General features: G+C 65.0%; 16 protein-coding genes. 12 read left to right on the forward strand and 4 right to left on the reverse strand.

Going from position 1 to position 19,521, the window contains the following annotated elements:
- Window positions 1-19: 19 nt before the first annotated feature.
- Entirely contained in the window at window positions 20-1,366 is a 1,347-nt protein-coding gene (locus tag ACFQO4_RS14890; protein ID WP_500261658.1) for an ABC transporter substrate-binding protein, read from the reverse strand.
- A gap of 215 nt (window positions 1,367-1,581) precedes the next feature.
- On the opposite strand from ACFQO4_RS14890, the gene ACFQO4_RS14895 reads away from it, so the two are divergent.
- The 6 genes from ACFQO4_RS14895 to ACFQO4_RS14920 all read left to right on the forward strand — a co-directional run bounded on the left by ACFQO4_RS14895 (window position 1,582) and on the right by ACFQO4_RS14920 (window position 7,786).
- On the forward strand, window positions 1,582-1,905 hold the full coding sequence (locus tag ACFQO4_RS14895; RefSeq protein ID WP_500261659.1) for a DUF7518 family protein: 324 nt from the start codon (window positions 1,582-1,584) through the stop codon (window positions 1,903-1,905).
- A 57-nt stretch (window positions 1,906-1,962) separates the two neighbouring features.
- Window positions 1,963-5,547, forward strand: a complete 3,585-nt coding sequence (gene smc, locus ACFQO4_RS14900; protein WP_500261660.1) for a chromosome segregation protein SMC — start codon at window positions 1,963-1,965, stop codon at window positions 5,545-5,547.
- Window positions 5,540-6,553 (forward strand): segregation/condensation protein A, encoded by a 1,014-nt coding sequence (locus tag ACFQO4_RS14905; RefSeq protein WP_500261661.1) that lies wholly within the window; start codon window positions 5,540-5,542, stop codon window positions 6,551-6,553. The genes smc and ACFQO4_RS14905 overlap by 8 nt, the downstream gene beginning before the upstream one ends.
- A gap of 82 nt (window positions 6,554-6,635) precedes the next feature.
- A complete protein-coding gene (locus tag ACFQO4_RS14910) occupies window positions 6,636-6,842 on the forward strand; it encodes a hypothetical protein (RefSeq protein WP_253437754.1) in 207 nt (68 codons plus the stop codon).
- A gap of 81 nt (window positions 6,843-6,923) precedes the next feature.
- Window positions 6,924-7,430: a DUF8108 domain-containing protein gene (locus tag ACFQO4_RS14915; protein ID WP_500261662.1), complete on the forward strand. Its 507-nt coding sequence runs from the start codon at window positions 6,924-6,926 to the stop codon at window positions 7,428-7,430.
- On the forward strand, window positions 7,430-7,786 hold the full coding sequence (locus tag ACFQO4_RS14920) for a DUF8108 domain-containing protein (RefSeq protein ID WP_500261663.1): 357 nt from the start codon (window positions 7,430-7,432) through the stop codon (window positions 7,784-7,786). The genes ACFQO4_RS14915 and ACFQO4_RS14920 overlap by 1 nt, the downstream gene beginning before the upstream one ends.
- Before the next feature lie 148 nt (window positions 7,787-7,934).
- On the opposite strand, the gene mtnP is transcribed toward ACFQO4_RS14920, so the two are convergent.
- Window positions 7,935-8,789, reverse strand: a complete 855-nt coding sequence (gene mtnP / locus ACFQO4_RS14925) for an S-methyl-5'-thioadenosine phosphorylase (RefSeq protein WP_500261664.1) — start codon at window positions 8,787-8,789, stop codon at window positions 7,935-7,937.
- Between the two features lie 350 nt (window positions 8,790-9,139).
- Between mtnP and ACFQO4_RS14930 the strand changes: the two genes are divergently transcribed.
- Window positions 9,140-10,537, forward strand: coding sequence for an MATE family efflux transporter (locus tag ACFQO4_RS14930; protein WP_500261844.1), 1,398 nt, complete (start codon window positions 9,140-9,142; stop codon window positions 10,535-10,537).
- A 115-nt stretch (window positions 10,538-10,652) separates the two neighbouring features.
- On the opposite strand, the gene ACFQO4_RS14935 is transcribed toward ACFQO4_RS14930, so the two are convergent.
- Entirely contained in the window at window positions 10,653-11,348 is a 696-nt protein-coding gene (locus ACFQO4_RS14935; protein ID WP_500261665.1) for a phosphoribosyltransferase, read from the reverse strand.
- Window positions 11,349-11,512: 164 nt separating this feature from the next.
- On the opposite strand from ACFQO4_RS14935, the gene ACFQO4_RS14940 reads away from it, so the two are divergent.
- The 5 genes from ACFQO4_RS14940 (at window position 11,513) to ACFQO4_RS14960 (ending at window position 18,083) form a co-directional block, all read left to right on the forward strand.
- Window positions 11,513-13,399, forward strand: coding sequence for a glycoside hydrolase family 2 protein (locus ACFQO4_RS14940; protein ID WP_500261666.1), 1,887 nt, complete (start codon window positions 11,513-11,515; stop codon window positions 13,397-13,399).
- A gap of 237 nt (window positions 13,400-13,636) precedes the next feature.
- On the forward strand, window positions 13,637-14,518 hold the full coding sequence (locus tag ACFQO4_RS14945; RefSeq protein ID WP_312909383.1) for a coiled-coil protein: 882 nt from the start codon (window positions 13,637-13,639) through the stop codon (window positions 14,516-14,518).
- Between the two features lie 194 nt (window positions 14,519-14,712).
- Window positions 14,713-15,711: a signal peptide peptidase SppA gene (gene sppA, locus ACFQO4_RS14950; RefSeq protein WP_500261667.1), complete on the forward strand. Its 999-nt coding sequence runs from the start codon at window positions 14,713-14,715 to the stop codon at window positions 15,709-15,711.
- Between the two features lie 139 nt (window positions 15,712-15,850).
- Window positions 15,851-17,284, forward strand: coding sequence for a DUF373 family protein (locus tag ACFQO4_RS14955; protein ID WP_500261668.1), 1,434 nt, complete (start codon window positions 15,851-15,853; stop codon window positions 17,282-17,284).
- A gap of 43 nt (window positions 17,285-17,327) precedes the next feature.
- Window positions 17,328-18,083, forward strand: coding sequence for a diphthine--ammonia ligase (locus ACFQO4_RS14960; RefSeq protein ID WP_500261669.1), 756 nt, complete (start codon window positions 17,328-17,330; stop codon window positions 18,081-18,083).
- A gap of 252 nt (window positions 18,084-18,335) precedes the next feature.
- Here ACFQO4_RS14960 and ACFQO4_RS14965 read toward each other — a convergent pair whose 3' ends face one another.
- On the reverse strand, window positions 18,336-19,484 hold the full coding sequence (locus ACFQO4_RS14965; RefSeq protein ID WP_500261670.1) for an AI-2E family transporter: 1,149 nt from the start codon (window positions 19,482-19,484) through the stop codon (window positions 18,336-18,338).
- Between the last annotated feature and the right edge of the window lie 37 nt (window positions 19,485-19,521).

The raw sequence follows: 19,521 nt of genomic DNA on the forward strand, positions 1-19,521 counted from the left end.
GAAATGCGTCGTGGTCCCTCTACCAGCTGTCGATCCAGTCGAGCGACGTCGTTCCTGGCGGCGGCGAGACGTTCTCGGCCGCGTAGACGTTGACGTTCTCGAGAACGGCGCCGCCGACCTCGTCCGACCACGCCATCTCGCCAAAGTGGGCGCTCGAGTAGCCCTGGTGGTCGGTCGACATGACGTGGTAGCCTGCCGGCGTGAAGAAGCCGTGTTCCTCGAGCACCATCGCGAGTTCTTCCTGTTCGGGCCAGCGCCCGAGGAGCCTGACGGCCTTGTCGGCGGCCGTCGCCCAGGCGGTCACCGCGCCGTAGCCGCTCATGAAGTGCGCGGTCGGGATCACGCCGTACTCGTTCTGGACCTCGTCGAAGAGGTCCGCGGCGGGCGTCCACTGGTCCGTGGTGGGCTGGTCCCAGTAGAAGTTTCGCGATCCGCCGTGGATCGGCCCCTCGAGGTCGCCCTCCTCGTAGTCGTTCGCCGACCCGTACAGCACCGTGCCGACGACGAGTTCCGTGTTGTCGAGCATGTCGTTCGCCTGGGCCTGCTGGAGGAGCAAGGTGGCGTCGCCGCCCCAGCAACTCGTGAAGACGACGTCCGGTTCCTCGCTGTTGATGTTGGTGACGTGGGTCGACATGTCGTCCGTAGCGAGGTCCGGCGTCCCGTTGTAAACCTCCTCGGCGCCGGTGAGCTTCTCGATCCCGGCCGAGAAGAGCGCCATCTCGTCCTCGCCGAAGGCGTAGTTCGGGTTGACGCCAGCGTACGTGTCGATGTTGTCCGCGCCGAGCACCTCGACCGCCTCCTTGGCGGCCGACAGCGCCTCCATCACGTCGTGGTTCTGGAAGCGGAACGAGTAGGTGGTATCCGGGAAGTTCTCCTCGTAGAGCGTCGTCACCGTCCCGTCGGTCGCGACGTTGATCACACCCTGGTCGTCGATCTCGGGGACCATCGCCTCGTGGCCGCCGCTCGAGATCGGGCCGAACGTCACGTCCTTGCCCTGGTCGACGAACTGCTGGTAGTTCTCGAGCTGTTCGGAGCCTTCCTCGACGATGTCGAGTTCGATCTCTCGGCCAGCGACACCGCCGTTTTCGTTGATTCGTCGGACCGCGGTTTCGGCCCCGTACTCCGCCTGAACACCGAGAACAGCGGGTGCCCCTTCTCTGAAGGTCTGTAACCCGGCCTGGATCGGCTCGTCCGGAACGTCGCCGTCGCCCGTCTCGTTCGGCGAGGAGTCGTCGCCGTCGCCGTTGCCGAGGAGTTCGGTACAGCCAGCGAGCGCGACCGCTAGCGCCGACCCGCCGAACAGTTTGAGCGCGTCTCGACGATCGATACCACCGTTCGCCGCAGCAGGATTCGTCGCGTCGGTCATTGCGTAGGAACCCCCATTCGTGGCTGTATTGCCATAGGTATGGTAGCAAGCATCACTGCAAATAGCCAAACGTGAACATGTTAATAGCGCCTCGCCGCTGTCGGACCGACACGCGAGGCGGTGGTACCACGTCGGCACTCGACGTCCGACCATCTGACAGAAAAAATACTCGTGTCTGACGTACGTTTAAGTATCGAGAACAGTCCCTAGTAGGTATGCCGAAAAACCGCGTCGAGCGACTCGAGGCGACCGTGAAGGAACTCGAGTCCACCGTGGAGGGACTGACCGAAGAACTCGTCGAATCGAAAGAACGCATCCGCGTGCTCGAGGCCGAGTTGGATACTGAAATCCCGACGCGCGTTCCGGAACGTCGCCAATCGGCCGACGCCGACGCCGAGGCCGAGGTCGACGAAACGCCGGAGGCCGCCCAGAACGACGTCGCCGAGGCGGCCGCAGAAGCCGACGGGGTCGAGGAAGAAGACGAGGCACTCGAGGGCGAACCAGAAGACTCAGGTACCGACGACATTATTGTCGCATAACTCGTCGACTCGCCCGACTCACGTCGGCGGTCGACATCCGCTCTACGGAGATCTCGAATGCACATCAAGGCGCTCGTCCTGGACAATTTCAAGAGTTTCGGCCGAAAGACGAAGATCCCCTTCTACGAGGACTTCACCGTCGTCACGGGCCCGAACGGCTCCGGCAAGTCGAACATCATCGACGCCGTCCTCTTCGCGCTCGGTCTGGCTCGCACCCGCGGGATCAGAGCCGAGAAGCTGACGGACCTGATCTACAACCCGGGCCACGACGGCGAAGGAGAGTCCTCCGGCCCACGAGAAGCGATCGTCGAGGTCATTCTCGACAATAGCGACGAGACGCTGACGCGCTCGCAGGTCGTCAACGCCGCCGGCAGCGACGACGTCGGCGATTGCGAGGAGATCCGCATCCGTCGACGGATCAAGCGCACCGAGGACAACTACTACTCCTACTACTATCTCAACGACCGCTCGGTCAACCTCTCGGACATCCAGGACTTACTCGCCCAGGCCGGCGTCACACCAGAGGGCTACAACGTCGTCATGCAGGGCGACGTCACCGAGATAATCAACATGACGCCGTACAACCGGCGTCAGATCATCGACGAAATCGCCGGCGTCGCCGAGTTCGACGCCAAGAAGGAGGACGCCTTCGGCGAACTCGAGATCGTCCAGGAGCGCATCGACGAGGCCGAGTTGCGCATCGGCGAGAAGCGCGACCGCCTCGCACAACTCGAAGACGAGCGCCAGACGGCGCTTCGCTACCGGCGACTCCGCGAGGAAAAAGAGGAGTACGAGGGGTATCTCAAGGCGAGCGAACTCGAGAACAAGCGCGAAGAACTCGCGGGCGTCGAGGAGAAGATCGACGGTCTCGAGGAAGAACTCGAAGAGCTCCAGCGCGAACTCGACGAACGCCAGGGGACGGTACTCAGGCTCGAAGAGGACCTCGAGGATCTCAACGCTGAAATCGAGCGAAAGGGCGAGGACGAACAGCTGCGGATCAAGAGCGAGATCGAGTCCGTCAAGGGCGAAATCTCTCGCCTCGAGGATCGGATCGAGGCGACGACCGAGCGGATCGAGGAAGCCGAATCCACGCGACGGGAGGCGTTCGTCCAGATCGACCGCAAACAGGAGCAGGTCGCCGACCTCGAAGACGAGATGCGCGAGTACAAACTCGAGAAGGCCTCGCTCACGTCCGAAGTGCAGGAACGCGAGAGCGAGGTCGAACGTCTCGAGGCAGAGATCGACGACGTCGACACCGAGTACGACGAGGTCAAAGCCGAACTCCGGGAGCGAAAGGACGAACTCGAAGCGGCGAAGACCGAGAAGAACGACCTCCAGCGCGAACAGGACCGCCTGCTCGACGAGGCCCGTCGTCGCTCGAACGAGGTGAGCGAGACCGAGGCCGAGATCGAGGCCCTCCAGGAGTCGATCCCCGAGATCGAGACCCAGCGCAAGGACCTCGAGCGCGAACTCCAGAAGGCCGAGGCCAACCGCGAGAACATCACGGGCGTCGTCGAGGACCTGCGCGAGGAGAAGCGCGAACTGCAGGCGAAACTCGAGGAGATCGACGACGACCTCCAGGCCAAACAGGCCGAGTACGCCGAACTCGAGGCCAACGCGGGCGAGAGCGGCGACTCCTCGTTCGGTCGAGCGGTGACGACGATCCAGAACGCGGCCATCGACGGCGTTCACGGCCCCGTCGCCGAGTTAGGAAACGTGAGCGGCGAGTACGCCATCGCCTGCGAAACCGCGGCGGGCGGCCGACTGGCGAACGTGGTCGTCGACGACGACGTGATCGGCCAGCAGTGCATCGAGTACCTCAAATCGCGAAACGCCGGGCGGGCGACGTTCCTCCCGATCACGAAGATGCGCTCGCGAGGGCTGCCGAACGCGCCCTCTGATCCAGGGGTCGTCGACTTCGCGTACAACCTCGTCGACTTCGACGACCAGTACGCGGGCATCTTCTCGTACGTCCTCGGGGACACCCTCGTCGTCGAGGACATCGAGACCGCCCGGGCGTACATGGGCGACTACCGCATGGTCACCCTCGACGGCGACCTCGTCGAGAAGAGCGGGGCGATGACTGGTGGCTCTCGGAAGGGATCCAGGTACTCGTTCACCAGCGGCGGGAAGGGGCAACTCGAGCGCGTCGCGACTCAGATCACCCAGCTCCAGGACGAGAAACAGTCCGTCCGGAGCGACCTCCGAGGGGTCGAGGAGCGACTCGACGACGCCCGCGACCGGCAGACCGACGCCGCCGACGAGGTGCGCTCGATCGAGGCCGAACTCGAGAAGCTAGACGAGAAACGAGCGCGCATCGAGGGCGACGTCGAGGACCTCGAGACGAAACTCGAGGACCTCGAGGACGAGCGCGAGTCCGTCGACGAGCGGATGACCGAAATCGCCGACGAGATCGAAGCGACCACGGGAGAGATCGACGAGATTCAGGCCGACATCGACGACCTCGAGACCGAACTCGCCGACTCGAAGATCCCCGAACTCACCGCCCAGATCGAGGACCTCGAGGCCGAAATCGACGAGCGAAAGGAACGGATGGACGCCCTCGACACGAAGCTCAACGAACTCGGCCTCGAAAAGCAGTACGCCGAGGACGCCATCGAGGACCTCCACGACGACATCGAGACGGCCCAGAACCGGAAAGCCGAACTCGAGTCGACCATCGAGGAGTGCGAGGCCGCTATCGAGGACCAGCGCGAGAAACTCGAGGAAAAACGCGAGGCCGTCGCGGAACTCGAGGACGAGCTGGCCGAACTCAAAGGCGAACGGTCGGAGGTCAAGGAGGCCGTCTCGGAGGCCCGAACGGCCCGGGACCAGCAACAGGATCGCGTCAACGCCGTCGAGAGCAAACTCGAGTCCGCCCGCGAGCGCGCCGGCGCCCTCGAGTGGGAGATCGACGCCCTCGAAGAGGAGGTTGGCGAGTACGACCCCGAAGACGTCCCCGACCACGACACCGTCGTCGAGATGGTCGAGTTGCTCGAGGCCGACATGGAAGCGCTCGAACCGGTGAACATGCTGGCGATCGACGAGTACGACGAGGTGCGCTCGGACCTCGACGACCTCGAGGAGGGACGGGAGACGTTGGTCGAGGAAGCGGAGGGAATCCGCGAGCGAATCGAGCAGTACGAGACCCAGAAGAAGCGGACGTTCATGGAGTCCTACAACGCCATCGCCGAACACTTCACCGACATCTTCGAGAAGCTCTCGGAGGGGACGGGGACGCTCCACCTCGAGGACGAGGACGATCCGTTCGAAGGAGGGCTGACCATGAAAGCCCAGCCAGGCGACAAGCCCATCCAGCGCCTGGACGCGATGTCCGGGGGCGAGAAGTCCCTGACCGCGCTGGCGTTTATCTTCGCCATCCAGCGTCACAACCCGGCGCCGTTTTACGCCCTCGACGAGGTCGACGCGTTCCTCGACGCGGTCAACGCCGAGCGTGTCGGCCAGATGGTCGACGAACTCGCGGGTCGGGCCCAGTTCGTGGTCGTCTCTCACCGCTCGGCGATGCTCGACCGGTCCGAGCGAGCCATCGGCGTCACGATGCAGCAAGACAACGTCTCGGCCGTGACGGGGATCGACCTGAGCGGCGACGGAGACGGTGAGGAGGTCCCTGCAGATGACTGACGGCGAGGACGACATCCCCCTGCAGATCGCCAGTCACGAGGATCGCGAACGGCCGGGGTCTGACGGGAACTCGAGAGCCGGGGAGTCGGTCCTGGCGTTCGACGAAAGCGAGATCACTGGCTCGGATACCAGGGAGGACCTCGAGACGGCGGGCGATGGCGGAGACGACGGGGGCGAGGGCCGAGGCGAGGCTGGGAACGAAGACGAAGACGAAGACGAGGTCGAACCCGTCGAACTCCTCGTCCAGCTCGCCAAAGACGGCGAGATCGACCCCTGGGACATCGACATCGTCGCCGTCACCGACAAGTTCCTCGAGGTGCTCGACGACGCCGACCTCCGCACCTCGGGTCGGGCACTGTTCTACGCGAGCGTCCTCCTCCGGATGAAGAGCGACGAACTGTTCGCCCCCGACCAGCCCGAAGAGGAGGAACTCCCGCCGTGGGAAGCCCCCTTCGCCGACGAGGCGGCGATGGAGAACGCGGCGCCTGGCTTCGACCCCATCGAGAGCCTCGAGGCCGAGATGGATCGCCGCCTCGAGCGCAAGCACGCCCGCGGAAAGCCCGAGACGCTGGACGAGCTGGTGCGAGAGCTCCGGGACGCCGAGCGCGGCACCTGGTGGAAGTCCTCCCGGAGCTACGACACGAGCGGCTCCCCGCACGGGTACGGTCGCGGGATGCAGGAACTGAGCTACCACTCGGGGGACGACTTCCGGGTGGACGACGAGCCGACGGCCGACGACGTGACCCACACGGCCCACGAGGAGGACATCGAGGCCGTCATCGACGACGTCGAGGCCGAACTCGAGACCCACTACGAGAAGGGGCGCGACGAAGTACTGTACGCCGAGATCGATCACGTGGGCGGCACCCGCGTGATGACCTACCTCGCGTTGCTGTTTCTGGCCCATCGCGGACGGCTGGTCCTCGAGCAGGACGAACTCTTCGGCGACCTCTGGATCGCACCCGTGACGCCGGAGGCCGAGGCCGAGGAAGCGATCGCGGATTGACCGACGCGCGATACGTGGCACGTCGTACCGCTCGAGTCGCGCTGACGTTCCAATTTTTGTAGTGGCCGCCCACACTGAGCGTATGGAACGCGTACAGGCGGCCCTCGGCGGACTGGTCGTGGTCGTCGCCCTCTACGGCGGGTACGTCCTCGTGCGAACGCTCACTCGAGCGCTTTACGCGATCGTCTGGTTCACCGAGACCGTCGCGATGTTCGCGTTCGCCCTGCTCGTCGGCTACGTCGCCTACCGGGTGCTCTGGGGCGTGAGCGACGACCCGCGACGTCACTGACGGTGGAGGTTCGACGAGCGACGACCTGTGACTCGAGCCAATCGCAATAGTTTAGGAAGTCACGAGAAAACAAATAAACAGATGTCGCGACCTGACGACGTACTCTATCGTGCCCACCTCGGCGCGTTCACCCTCCTTCGAAAGCTCTTCCCGGTCGTGGCGCTCGTCTTCCTGTTCGTCTGGCCACCCATCGTCTTCGGGGCCGAGTGGGCCTTCGCCCTCAGCTGGGTGAACCTCCTCCTCGGTCTCTTCGTCCTCTGGATTGCCCGCGGGATCCCGCTCTATCCAGCACACACCTTCGGCGTCGAACACCGCGTCGACGAGGACACCTTCGACGGCCCCCGCAAGCACTGCGCCGGCTGTGGCACCACCTGCCGACAGGGCCTCCGACGACGCTACACCCGCCAATTCGTTCTCTTCGGCGTCCCGCTGCACACCCTCGAGTGGGGCATCAACGACTACTGCCTCGAGTGCGCCCGGCCGGGTGGCGGCCCAGGCGTCGTCCGAAGTTCGGAGGTCGGGCGCGTCCGAACGAACGACACCAGCGCGAAGCGCGAACTCGAGCGCGCGCTCGAGGACGATGCCTGATGCCCGAGCGGCCCACCAGTCTCGACCGGCAGGTCCGGCGGCTGGCGGACAACCTCGGGTTCACCCTGCTGTGGGGCTGGCTCCTGGTTTCGCTGTTTTTCGTCCCGACGTGGTTCGGCTACTGGTGGATCGGCGCGCTCTCGTTCCTCCTCGGGCTGGCGCTCTGCTGGCAGGCCGCGGCCGCCTCGACCCATCCCGTCTACGTCGTCGGCAAACGCCGCGGGGTCTCGAGCGAGCGGGTGACCGACGAAGCGAGCGTCTGTGACGAGTGCGGTGCCAACGCGACAGGCGGCGAGCAGCGCCGGTACGCGACCCGGCAGGTCCTCTTCGGCACGACCGTCGCCGTCCCCGAGTAAGGCGAGAACGTCTACTGCCCGGACTGCCTCGAGCGCGAGGCGAGCAGCGCAGCGCTCCAGGTGAGTGCGGATGAGACGGACGAGGACGAAGCGAGCGAACGCGGCGAACTGGCTCGAGAGTTCGACGATTGACGCGCGGTGAGACCGGCTACTCGAGGTACTGCCCCGCTAGCAACTCGACGCGCTCGCGGGTTTCCTCGGGGATCGATTCGATGGGCGTGTTGATCGTCCCCTCGAGCGCCGACCAGGCCTCGCTCTCGAAGTCCTCAGGCATCGTCCGAACCGCCTGCTCGATCACCGCGTTGATCGACTCCTGGTTGGCCGCCGCGTTCTCGAGGACCTCCTCGAGGGTGACCTCGCTATCAGTTTTCCAGACGTCGTAGTCGGTGATTCCGGTCACCGTCGCGTAACTCATCTCGGCCTCGCGGGCGAGTTTGGCCTCCGGGATGGTGGTCATGCCGACGACGTCCCAGCCCTGGTCCCGGTAGAACTCGCTCTCGGCTCGCGTGGAGTACTGGGGTCCCTCGATGCAGACGTAGGTGCCGCCCTCCTGGATGGTAGTCTCCGTCGCCTCCCGGGCGGCCTCCGCGAGGTGGTCAACCATCGCCGGACAGTACGGGTCGGCGAAGCCCATGTGGACGACCATTCCGTCGCCGAAGAACGTCGGCGTCCGGTGTTTCGTTCGGTCGAAGATCTGATCCGGGATCACGAGGGACTGTGGCGGCAGGTCCTCGCGCAGGCTGCCGACAGCGTTCGTCGAGATGACGCGGTCGACGCCCGCGTCCTTGAGCGCGTAGATGTTCGCCCGGTAGCTTGCCTCGGTGGGGGTGTGCTGGTGGTCCTCGCCGTGACGTGGGAGGAAGACGACCTCTTTGCCCGCTAATTCGCCGATCGTCAGATCGTCGCTCGGCTCGCCGTAGGGCGTCGTCGCCGACTCTGTCGTGACGTTCTCGAGTGGCAGTGCTTCGTAAATACCGCTTCCGCCGATGACGCCGATGGTCATACCTCGACGTCGACGGGGAGGTTCCTAAACGGTGTGGAATCTGTGCGGCCCAGTTCACCACCAACTGCCGCTCGCTCGAGACGATAGGGCGATGTGACACGCTATCACGTCGTACGAGAGTTCAAGTATCCTGAGAACTATTTCGATTCGTAATGCCTCCCGAGGACGATTCCGGCACCGAGCCCCTCGAGGAGACGGCGGGTACGGACGCGAGCGTGAACGCGAGTACGAACGCGAACGCGAACTCGAGTGCGAGCGAGAGCGAGACGACCGACACCGACTCCCCGGGAACGACCACGACGACCACGACGACCGGTAGCGGCCTCACCGACGGCCCGCTCCTCCGACCCATGTTTCGGCTCGCGTGGCCACTCATGGTCATCCAGCTGTTGCAGGTCGCTTACAACATCGGCGACACCTTCTGGCTGGGCGCGCTGTCGCCCGAATCGGTCGGTGCGCTGAGCCTGGCCTTCCCGCTGATCTTCTTCCTGATCTCGATCGGCGGCGGCTTCACCGCAGCGGGGGCGATCCTCATCGCCCAGCACACGGGCGCCGAGAGCGGCAAAGGCGGATTGATCGCCGGCCAGACGCTCTCGTTCATCTCGATCGTCGCGATCGTCCTCGGCGTGCTCGGTTATTTCGTGACCGATCCGATGCTCGCACTGCTTCCGGCGGATCCGGAGACGAAGGCCACCGTGATTCCCCTGGCGGCCGACTACATGCGCATCTTCTTCCTCGGGTCGCCGTTCCTGTTCGGCTTCTTCATCTTCACCTCGCTCATGCGCGGCTACGGGAACACGCGGGCCCCGATGCGCGTGATGGCCGTCAGCGTCGTCGTCAACCTCGTGCTCGACCCGCTGCTCATCTTCGGCGTCGGGCCGTTTCCCGCCCTCGAGATCGAGGGAGCGGCCGTCGCGACGGTCTTCTCGCGCGCCGTGGCGACCGCCATCGGCCTCTACGTCCTGTTCGGGACGGATGTCGGCCCGAAGATCGAGGCGAGCCACCTCGTGCCACAGCGCGAGTACGTCTCGAAGATCACGCGACTGGGCGTCCCCACGGCGCTCGAGCAGTCGATGAGTTCGCTCGCGATGATCGCGATGACGGCGATGGTCTCGACGTTTCCCGTGGCCGTCGTCGCGGCCTACGGCCTGGGCAACCGACTGATCTCGCTCGCCTTCCTCCCGGCGATGGGGATGGGGCAGGCAACGGACACGATCGTCGGCCAGAACCTCGGGGCCGGAAAACCCGACCGCGCCGGCCGTGCGACCTGGATCGCCTCCGGCGTCGTCGCGTCGATCATGTTCGCGGCGGGAGTGATCGCGTTCGTCGCCCCGGAACCGATCGTCGGCGTGTTCATGACGTCAGGTGAGGAGGGGGCGGCCGAGACGATCGCCCACGGCAGCACGTACCTCAGGATCGCCGCCTCGATGTTCGTCTTCATGGGCGTCCTGCAGGTCCTCCTCGGCGCGTTCCGCGGGGCCGGGAATACCAAGACGGCGCTCGTCTTCTCGGTCGTCACCCTCTGGATCGCCCGGGTGCCGGTGGCGTACTACCTCATCTTCGTCGCCGGTTGGGGAACGATGGGAATCTGGATCGGCGTCGTCGCCGGCGACGTCGTCGGCGCGCTCGCCGCCATCGCCTACTTCACCCGCGGAACGTGGAAGGAGTCGATCGTCGAGGACGAGGGCGAAGGCGAAGCCGAGCAAGCGGGGCCAGAACCGGCGAGCACGTCCTCGAGCGACGACTGAACGAGGATATCGACGAGTGAACGAGTGAATGCCTCGATCGAGGCGTCGACTGCCTCCTCGAGAGTTCCGGGCCGAAATCGTCATCAAGCGCGTCGACGGTGTCAGTCTCGAGACGCTACTCCGCCAGCGTCCACTCGCCCGGCGCCGTCATCTCGAGAACCTCCCGACGCTCCATCTCGGTCAGCACCTCGGTCAGCCGGTTGGGCTGGGCGATCTCCATCCCGATTCGGTCGACGTCGTGGTACTCCTTGAGATAGTGACGGACGTCCGCCTTCGTGAACGACCGCTGGTCGGCTTTCTCCATGACGCCCGAGACGAGGTCGACCATGTCTTCGATGAAGTTCCACGGGTAGACGACCCAGGCCCACTCCTCGAGTCGCTCGCCGACGTAGTCGGGGTCGAACTCGCTGGTCTGGAGCAGTTGCAGGGTCGCCGTCCGGACCTCGCCGGCGCCGCGATCCTCGACGTACTCCTGGGCGCGCCTAATCGAGCCGCCGGTGTCGGCGATGTCGTCGATGATGAGGACGTCCTTGTCCTCGACGCTTCCTTCGGGCATCGGGTACCGGATGGTCGGCTCGCCGGACTTCTCGGCGGTGCCGACGTAGTGTTCCATCTTCAGGCTCGTCAGGTCGTCGAGGCCGAGGAAGTCACAGATACACCGACCCGCAAACCAGCCCCCCCGAGCCAGCGCGACGATGACGTCCGGTTCGAACGCGTCGCGGCGAACGTCGTCGCTGACGTCCCGACAGAGGCTGTAGATGTACTCCCAGTTCGTGATCGTGCACTTGAAGTCGTCCGGTAGATCGGACATTGCGTGTGGCCACCTACCTCGAGTCGATGACGCCATCCACCTTAAGTCGGCTGAATCCGATTCGTGCGGTCGCTCAAGGGTCGGGGTGATCGGCGAGGGGTGGCGGCCTCGAGGGGTCGAACCGTCGCAACACCTATTTGGTCCCCGTTCAGTGAACAGTGGTAATGGCTGGCAAGTGGATGGCTGGCGTCGTCGAATCGCGTTCGGACGACGGGCCGCCGACTGTCGATCGGTGGACGCCCGTTTCGGTCCCCGGTCGACCAAGCGGGTTCGCGGAGACGGCGCGTTCGGCCGACGAACACCTCGCGTATCGAACGACGATTGCCGATCCTCGAACGACGCCCGACGACCGAACGCTGCTCGCCCTCCACGGCGCCTCGGGTCTCGAGTCGGTCCGGATCGACGGAATCGAACGCGAGATCGACCCGGGATCGCCGTACTTCGTCCCGACGAAACTCGAGTTCGAGCCGGAATCCGAAACCGAACTCCACCTCGAGTTCGCGACGGCGCGAACCGCCGGCGGCGTCTACGATACCGACGAGGTACCGCCAGAACTCGGTCTGCCGGGGATCTGGTGGGGTGCGGCGGTGCAGGTGCGCCCGCAGACGTTCATCGACGAGCTGTCGGTGACGCCTCGACTCGAGGGAGAGACCGCGTACATCGACGTCGAGCTCGTCGTCGACGTCGGCGAGGACCCGCTCGACGATTCGATCACGCTCTCGCTCCGCCCGGAGGGGTTTCGCGGCGGCGGAACGATGGACCGCGTCCGCGTCAACGGCGACCCCGGCGAACGAGTCGCGGTCTCGAAGACGCTCGAGGTCCGGGACCCGTCGCTGTGGTGGCCGCGAGGATACGGGGACCAACACCGATACACGGTGCGGGCGAAACTCGGCGAGGACGCGACCGAACGGACGGTCGGGCTCCGGACGGTCGAGCGCACCGACGATGAACTCCTCGTCAACGACCGGCCGATCCGAGCCCGCGGGGTCGCTCGACTCCCCGGCGGCGACCCCCTCGAGGACGTCCAGCGCGCCGTCGACTGTAACGCGGATCTCGTACGCGCGCGAGGTCACGTTCCGCGTCCCGAGTTCTACGACGCCTGCGACGAGGCCGGGTTGCTCGTCTGGCAGGACCTGCCGATCATCGGGGCCGACCCTGAGTTCGAGGTCGACCGCGCGACGGAACTGGCCCAGGCGCTCGTCGAAACCTACGGCTCGCACTCGAGCCTCGGCCTCGTCGGCGTTCAGAACGAACCGGTCGACCCGTTCGCGGACCCGCTCGGGAGCGGTTGGCGGGCCCGCCTGGCATTTCGCTGGCGGACTTGGCGTGCCGGCGTCGACCAGCGCGGGGCGCTCGAGGTCGCCGACTCGATTCCCGACTCCGTCGTGACCGTCCCCCTGACGGGAGCACCGGGACTCGACGCGACCGCCACGACGCTCTACCCGGGCTGGCGCTACCTCGAGGCGACCGACATCGAGTGGCTCCTCGAGCGGTATCCCTCCCTGGGCCGGTTCGTCGGCGCGTTCGGCAGCGGATCGCTCACCGACGACGTCGATCCGGCGGCAGTGACGGGGGTCGACGCCGCGTCGCTCGGGGGACGAGCGGCGAGCCCCGAGGAGTCCCTCGCGGAGCAGGCCAGGACGGTACGGACGGTCGCCGAAGCCCTCCGTCGCCACGAGAGCAGCCTGCTCGTCGCCTCGAGCCTTCGCGATAGTGGGCCGGGCGGCGGCACAGGCGTGTTGACCGTCGACGGCGAGGCGAAACCGGCGTTCGAAGCGCTTGCGTCCGCCTACGAACCGGTGCAGGCGGTGCTCGATGACGCGTCGGCCCGTGGTAAGGAGGTCGGCGTGACCGTCGTCAACGACGGCCCCGAACTGCTCGAGACGACGGTTTCCTGGCGGGCAGGCGACCAGTCGGGTGAGACGCCGGTAACCGTCGACGCGACGGGCTGTACGTCGGCCGGAACCGTCGACGTCCCGTCGGACGCCGACGTCGTCGTCCTGTCCCTCGAGTTGCCGGACCGAACGGTCGAGAATCGATACGGTTTATAAGCTGCCCGTTCGGCCATGCGAGTGAATTACACACCGTTTCAGGCTCCCTGGTAACGATTTTCACAGTCAAGCGGACCGGTACATTTAAATGGTGCGCACCAGTAGTATCGGGTACCAGAACGCCACCGGGGCGCGTATCGCTCGATGATCGATGACAGGAAATCTTATCACTGGGTTTTCGCGAGTCATGAGCGATTGCGCCGGCCGGTGCGGGTATGGCACCGAAGGTAACTACACATGGTAGACGAATCGAAAAACATCGACCTTACAGACGAACATCTCGAGAACGACTCCAAAGGACAGCTCATCAAGAAGGCCGGCCAGCTCCGGGACCGACGAAACGAGCTGAACCAGATGGCCTCCGAACGCGCCGGAAAGCGTGACGACCTCAACGCGAAGACTCGCGAGAAGGTCGACGAGGCCCAGGAACACCGCGAGAAGCGCGACGAGCTCAACGAGAAGGTTCAGGAACACAAGGAGAAACGCAACGAACTCAACGCCGAGGCCAACAAGCTCTTCGACAAAGTCGAGACGCTCAAGTCCGACATGGAACTCGACGAGGGCAAGGACCTCGAGCAACTCGAGTCCGAGATCGAACAGCTCGAGTTCAAACAACAGACCGAGGTGCTCTCGACCGAAGAGGAGCGCGAACTCATCGAGAAGATCGAATCCAAGCGCGAGGAGTACGCCGAGCGCAAGGACAAGCTCGAGGACAACGACGGACTCGAGGAACTCGTCGAGGAAGCCGAAGAGGTTCGTTCCGAGGCCTCCCAGCACCACCAGAAGGTGACCGAGCTGGCCGACAAGGCCCAGGAGCACCACAACCAGATGATCGAGGCCTACCGCGAGGCCGACGACATCCGTGACGAGGCCGACGAGATGCACGAGTCCTTCGTCGAGGCCCAGGAGGCCGCCGACCGCCACCACGAGGACTTCGTCCGCGTCCAGAAGCGCCTGCGCGAGATGGACAAGAAAGAGGAGAAACAGCGCCAGTCCGCTCGCGACAAGAAGAAGGAGGAGGCCAAAGAGGAAGCCGAGGAGATCTATCAGAAGTTCAAGGAGGGCGAGACGCTCGACACCGAGGACCTGATGAAGCTCCAGAAGACCGGCCTGCTCTAAGTCCGACGGTTCTCACTCTCGAGATTCTCTCTTCGTTTTTCGACCGCGAGCGACGGCTGTACGACAGCAGTATTCGCGAGACGCTCGAGTGCGCACAACACACGACGATCCTGAGACGCTCGAGTGCGCACGTGCCGGGCGTGGTCAACCATTATCCCACCAGCGGGTGGACTCGGGCGTGTGAGTGAGTACTGATGAAGGGGAGCCACACCGTCGTTCGGCTGGGAATCGTTCTACTGGGAACCGCTATCGTCGCCGTCGCCGGCGTCGGCCTGTTCGTCGTCGTTCCGACGACGGTCGCGGACGTTCTCGGCGTCGTGCTCGCGCTCGCGGCGACGCTGGTTGGGTTTCGGTTCGCGAGTAATATCGCCGGAACCGTGTTTCCGGCGTACAACGTCGCGGAGGTCGCCGTCGAGGGGCCGATCACGCGCGATGGCGGCGGGTCCGGCCTCAGCAGTCCTGGCTCGACCCCGGCGGACGACCTCGTCGACCAGATCGAGCGGGCGGACGAGGACGGAAACGTCGACGCCCTGCTCGTGAAACTCAATACGCCGGGCGGGCAGGTCGTCCCGAGCGACGACATCAAACTCGCGGCAGAACGCTTCGACGGTCCGACGATCGCCTACGCGACCGATCTCTGTGCCAGCGGCGGCTACTGGATCGCCAGCGGCTGCGACGAACTCTGGGCGCGTGACGCCAGTATCGTCGGCTCTATCGGCGTCGTCGGTTCGCGGGTCAACGCGGCCGAACTGGTCGATCGGGTAGGACTGTCCTACGAGCAGTTCACAGCAGGTGCGTACAAGGACGCCGGGATTCCCCTGAAGGACCTCGAGGACCACGAGCGCGAGTACCTCCAGGGAATCGTCGACGACTACTACGAGTCGTTCGTCGAACGAGTCAGCAATGGCCGGGGGCTCGATCCCGACCTGGTCAGGGAGACCGAAGCCCGCGTCTACCTCGGGGCCGACGCGTTCGACATCGGGCTAGTAGACGCTCTCGGCACACGCGAGGACGTCGAGGAGGCCGTGGCCGATCGGCTCGAGATCGGAGCCGACGACGTCGTCATCGAGGCGTTCGAGCCCGAACGACCATTGATGGCTCGCGTGGGCGTAGGCGCCCGGTCGCTGGCCTACGCGTTCGGGGCCGGACTCTCTGGAACCGCTCACGAACGCGGATTTCGGCTCCGGACCTGATCCCATTCGGGAGTCCACCGTCGACTCGGGGCCGTACGGCCGATGGCGGGACCGACGAACTCGGATACGCGGCCCGACGGCCGTTCGACCCGCCAAACGAGTGAGTGGTTTTATCGTCGCAGAGAATGCAACAGAAACCGTGACAACGCTGGTGGTCTGTCTCGACCGAACCGACGACGTCGGTCGACGGACCGGTCTTCGGACGCCAATCGTAGGGTGGGAAGCCGTCCGCGCCCTGGTGACCGACGTCGGCCTCGCCGATCCGGAAGACTCGGGAGTGAACACGCTGCTCGAGTCCCTGCGGGTCGCTCAGAGCCTCCGCGACGACGACGAGGAGACGGTCGTCGCGGTGGTTTCTGGGGACCGCGAGTCGATGGTTTCGGCCGATCGGGCGGTCGCCCGCCAGCTGGACGATTTGATGACCGAGTACGAACCGGACTCAGCGGTCGTCGTCATCGACAGTGCCGAAGACGAGCGACTCGTCCCCATCGTCGAGAGTCGATTGCAGGTCGACGCCGTCGACCGGGTGGTCGTTCGACAGGCCAGGGACATCGAGTCGACGTACTACCTGCTCAAGCAGTTCCTGGCCGACGAAGAGCTTCGCCAGACCATCCTGGTTCCGCTCGGGTTGACCCTGCTCGTCTTCCCGATACTCGCCAGCGTGTTCACCCCGGCGGTCGGAGCAGCCACGATCACGGCCGTGATCGGGTTGTTCCTGCTGTACAAGGGATTCAGTATCGACGAACGGTTGACCAGGACGGCGAAACGACTCCGGGAGTCGCTGTACTCCGGACAGGTCTCGGTCGTCACCTACGTCGTCGCCATCGGGTTGACCCTCGTGGGCCTCTTCGTCGGCGCGCTCGGCGTCTCGACCCTCGAGGACACGCAGGGGGTGCTCGTGCCGACGATGCGCTTCGTCTTCGACAGCGTCCCCTGGTTGGCCGCCGCGGGGCTCACCGCCAGCCTGGGTCGGCTGTTCGACGAACTGATCGACGACGGTCCCCTTCGCAGTTCCTACCTCCACCTGCCGTCGCTCGTCGTCTCCGTCGGGTTGGTCGTTCGCGGGTTCAGCGGCTTCTTCCTCGAGCAACAGGGGTGGACCGATCCGCTAGTCATTCCTTCGATCCGGATCAACCAACAGGGAATCGGCAGTTTCGCGCTCACGCCGGGTCAACGGCTGGCGCTCTTCGTCGGACTGGCTATTCTGCTCAGCCTGGTCGGTGTCTTCACCGTTTCGCGTATCTCTGACTCCGCCGCTGAAAACGAGTACGTCGATAGCGACGAGTCAGCGGCCGAAGAAGAGCCGTCGCGACTGGCGGACGCGGAGTTGACCGACGGCGGATCGAAATCCACACGGTCTCGAAACGAGGGGACGATGGGCGATGACGACGGTCCCGCCGACTCGGAGCCAATGGTAGAGGACGAAACTGGCGCCAATGTTTACGTCGACACCGGAGGCGACGAAGACACGGATACCGACGCCGATAGCGATACCGACACCGGAGTCAACGATGACACGGGTACCGACACCGGGGACGACACGGACACCGATAGCGAGCGTGACCGCGAGTGACCCGACTCGCCACCCCTATGGCTCTCGAGTCGAACCATCGAGTATGACAGCACCGGACGACGCCAACGATTCGACGGACACGGGCGCCTGGGTCGGCCTCTTTTCGGGCGGCAAGGATTCCGCGTGGGCGGTATATCGAGCGCTCGAGCGCGGGCTGTCCGTCGAGTGGCTCCTGACGGTCCATCCGGACGGCGACTCCTACATGTACCACGTCCCCGAGACACGCCTGACGGCGCTAGTCGCGGAGAGCATGGGCGTTCCGCTGATCGACGTCGAACCCGACTCGTTCGACGCCGAGTCGGCGGCGGACTCGAGCACCCAGGGTGACGACGAACTCGAGCCGCTCGAGGCGGCACTGGCAGAGCTCGCGGACGACCTCGATGGCGATGGTGGGCTCGCCGGAGTCACCGCAGGTGCCGTCGAGAGCGAGTACCAGACCAGTCGTCTCGAGGCGATGTGCGAGCGACTCGAGTGTGACCTGTTCGCGCCGCTCTGGCGAGAGGATCCCCGAGAACTGGCCGAGTCGATGCTCGAGGCCGGGTTCGAGATAGTGATCGTTCAGGTGGCGGCGGCGGGCCTCGACGAGTCTTGGTTGGGTCGGACGCTCGATTACGATGCACTGGAGGAACTCGAGGCCCTCAACGAGGAGTACGGCGTCCACATCCTCGGAGAAGGCGGCGAGTTCGAGACACTGGTCGTCGACGGGCCGCACATGGATCGGCGACTGGACCTCGAGTACGAGACCGAGTGGGAAGGGTCCCGTGGACGGGTTCGAGTGAGTGAGGCGAGGCTCGAGTAGTTCCATCCGGCAGTTAGTCTTACCCCGATCGAACCGGGAGCGAACAAAGTGAGCGAGCGGGCCGACGACTGACCCGAAGCGAACGAAGTGAGCGAAGGGAAAGGAGGAGTGCTTTTGGTCTCTTGGCGAGCGCAGCGAGCCAAGGTCAGCGAGCACGTGTGCTCGCCAGACAGCTTTTGCCGAGCGACAGCGCGTCGTACGCCAGCATTGCTGGCGTCGACGCGATACGAGCGCAGCGCAAAAGGTGGGTTTTCAATCCGACTCGCCTGCTGGCTCCTCGCCAGCGGCCGTCGCGGCCGACATCTCGAGCGTCGTTGGGCCCTGGGTGGGTTCCTCCGCGAGCGTGGGTCGCGGCTCGAGGTTGCCGTAGGCCTCGCCGAAGACGTTGAGGCCGGCCTTGAACACCGCGAGGAGGACCGGGCCGAGGAACAGGCCCATGATCCCGAGGAGGTAGAGTCCCCCGATGACGCCGACGAGGACGACCGCGGGGTGGACGCCCGACTGGCGGTCGACGAAGATGGCGCGCAGATAGTTGTCGACGACTGAGAGGACCGCGGCACCGTAGGCGAGCAAGAGGAGTCCGGCGCCGGTCTCGCCGCTAGCGAGGAGATAAGCGGCGGCCGGACCCCAGACTAGCCAGACGCCGATGGCGGGCAGGAAGGCGGCGACGATCATGACCAGCGTCCAGAAGGCGACGTTGGAGATGCCGGCGAGCCAGAGTCCGAGGCCGCCGAGGGCGCCCTGGACGAGCGCGACCAGGACGTGACTGCGGATGACCGCCCAGGTGACGACCCGAATTTCCTCGAACAATTCGTCCTGAACGACGGGGTCGAGGGGGGCGATGGCGCCGACCCAGTGAACGAACCGATCGCCGTCGACCAGGAAGTAATAGAGCAGGAATACGAGGACGATCAGTCCGATGCTCATCTCCATTCCCGAGTTGAGCAGGCGAACGGATTCGTCCAGCAGGAGGTTGATGACGCGGGTGAGGACGTCGGTTTCGACACCGGTGAGCGCCTGTTCCTCGAGGGCGGCGACCGTCTGCGGGTCGAGACCGAGGTCTTCGGCCGTCGTTCGGACCCCCTCGAGCAGGTTGCGGCCGTCCAGGTCGCGGAGAAACGAGAACACGGTCTGAAAGAGGATAACCGAGAAAATCACTAGCGGCACGACGGCGGTGACGACGGCGACGACGGTCAACGCCAGGGCGACGAGTTTCGTCCCGTAACGATTCCCGAGCCACGTCGGCTCGAAGCGAGCCTCGAGGCGCCGCTGGAGGGGATAGAGGACGAACGCGAGCAGACAGGCAGCCATCACGTACGGAAAGAGGGGAAGAACCATCAGGGCGGCTATGTAGCCGAGGATTAACAACGAGAGCACGAAGAACCCGGCTCGAATATCCATAGCGAGTGCTAACGTGACAGTCCCATAAGTCTTCACC

The sequence above is a fragment of the Saliphagus sp. GCM10025334 genome, assembly GCF_042663485.1.
GTDB lineage: Archaea > Halobacteriota > Halobacteria > Halobacteriales > Natrialbaceae > Natronosalvus.

Coding starts and splice junctions, on each gene's coding strand:
- ACFQO4_RS14910 (WP_253437754.1), top strand. CDS start 6,636: ATGGAACGCGTACAGGCGGCCCTCGGCGGACTGGTCGTGGTCGTCGCC.
- ACFQO4_RS14935 (WP_500261665.1), bottom strand. CDS start 11,348: ATGTCCGATCTACCGGACGACTTCAAGTGCACGATCACGAACTGGGAG.
- ACFQO4_RS14960 (WP_500261669.1), top strand. CDS start 17,328: ATGACAGCACCGGACGACGCCAACGATTCGACGGACACGGGCGCCTGG.
- ACFQO4_RS14890 (WP_500261658.1), bottom strand. CDS start 1,366: ATGACCGACGCGACGAATCCTGCTGCGGCGAACGGTGGTATCGATCGT.
- ACFQO4_RS14965 (WP_500261670.1), bottom strand. CDS start 19,484: ATGGATATTCGAGCCGGGTTCTTCGTGCTCTCGTTGTTAATCCTCGGC.
- ACFQO4_RS14920 (WP_500261663.1), top strand. CDS start 7,430: ATGCCCGAGCGGCCCACCAGTCTCGACCGGCAGGTCCGGCGGCTGGCG.
- mtnP (WP_500261664.1), bottom strand. CDS start 8,789: ATGACCATCGGCGTCATCGGCGGAAGCGGTATTTACGAAGCACTGCCA.
- ACFQO4_RS14940 (WP_500261666.1), top strand. CDS start 11,513: ATGGCTGGCAAGTGGATGGCTGGCGTCGTCGAATCGCGTTCGGACGAC.
- ACFQO4_RS14895 (WP_500261659.1), top strand. CDS start 1,582: ATGCCGAAAAACCGCGTCGAGCGACTCGAGGCGACCGTGAAGGAACTC.
- ACFQO4_RS14945 (WP_312909383.1), top strand. CDS start 13,637: ATGGTAGACGAATCGAAAAACATCGACCTTACAGACGAACATCTCGAG.
- ACFQO4_RS14905 (WP_500261661.1), top strand. CDS start 5,540: ATGACTGACGGCGAGGACGACATCCCCCTGCAGATCGCCAGTCACGAG.
- sppA (WP_500261667.1), top strand. CDS start 14,713: ATGAAGGGGAGCCACACCGTCGTTCGGCTGGGAATCGTTCTACTGGGA.
- ACFQO4_RS14930 (WP_500261844.1), top strand. CDS start 9,140: ATGTTTCGGCTCGCGTGGCCACTCATGGTCATCCAGCTGTTGCAGGTC.
- smc (WP_500261660.1), top strand. CDS start 1,963: ATGCACATCAAGGCGCTCGTCCTGGACAATTTCAAGAGTTTCGGCCGA.
- ACFQO4_RS14915 (WP_500261662.1), top strand. CDS start 6,924: ATGTCGCGACCTGACGACGTACTCTATCGTGCCCACCTCGGCGCGTTC.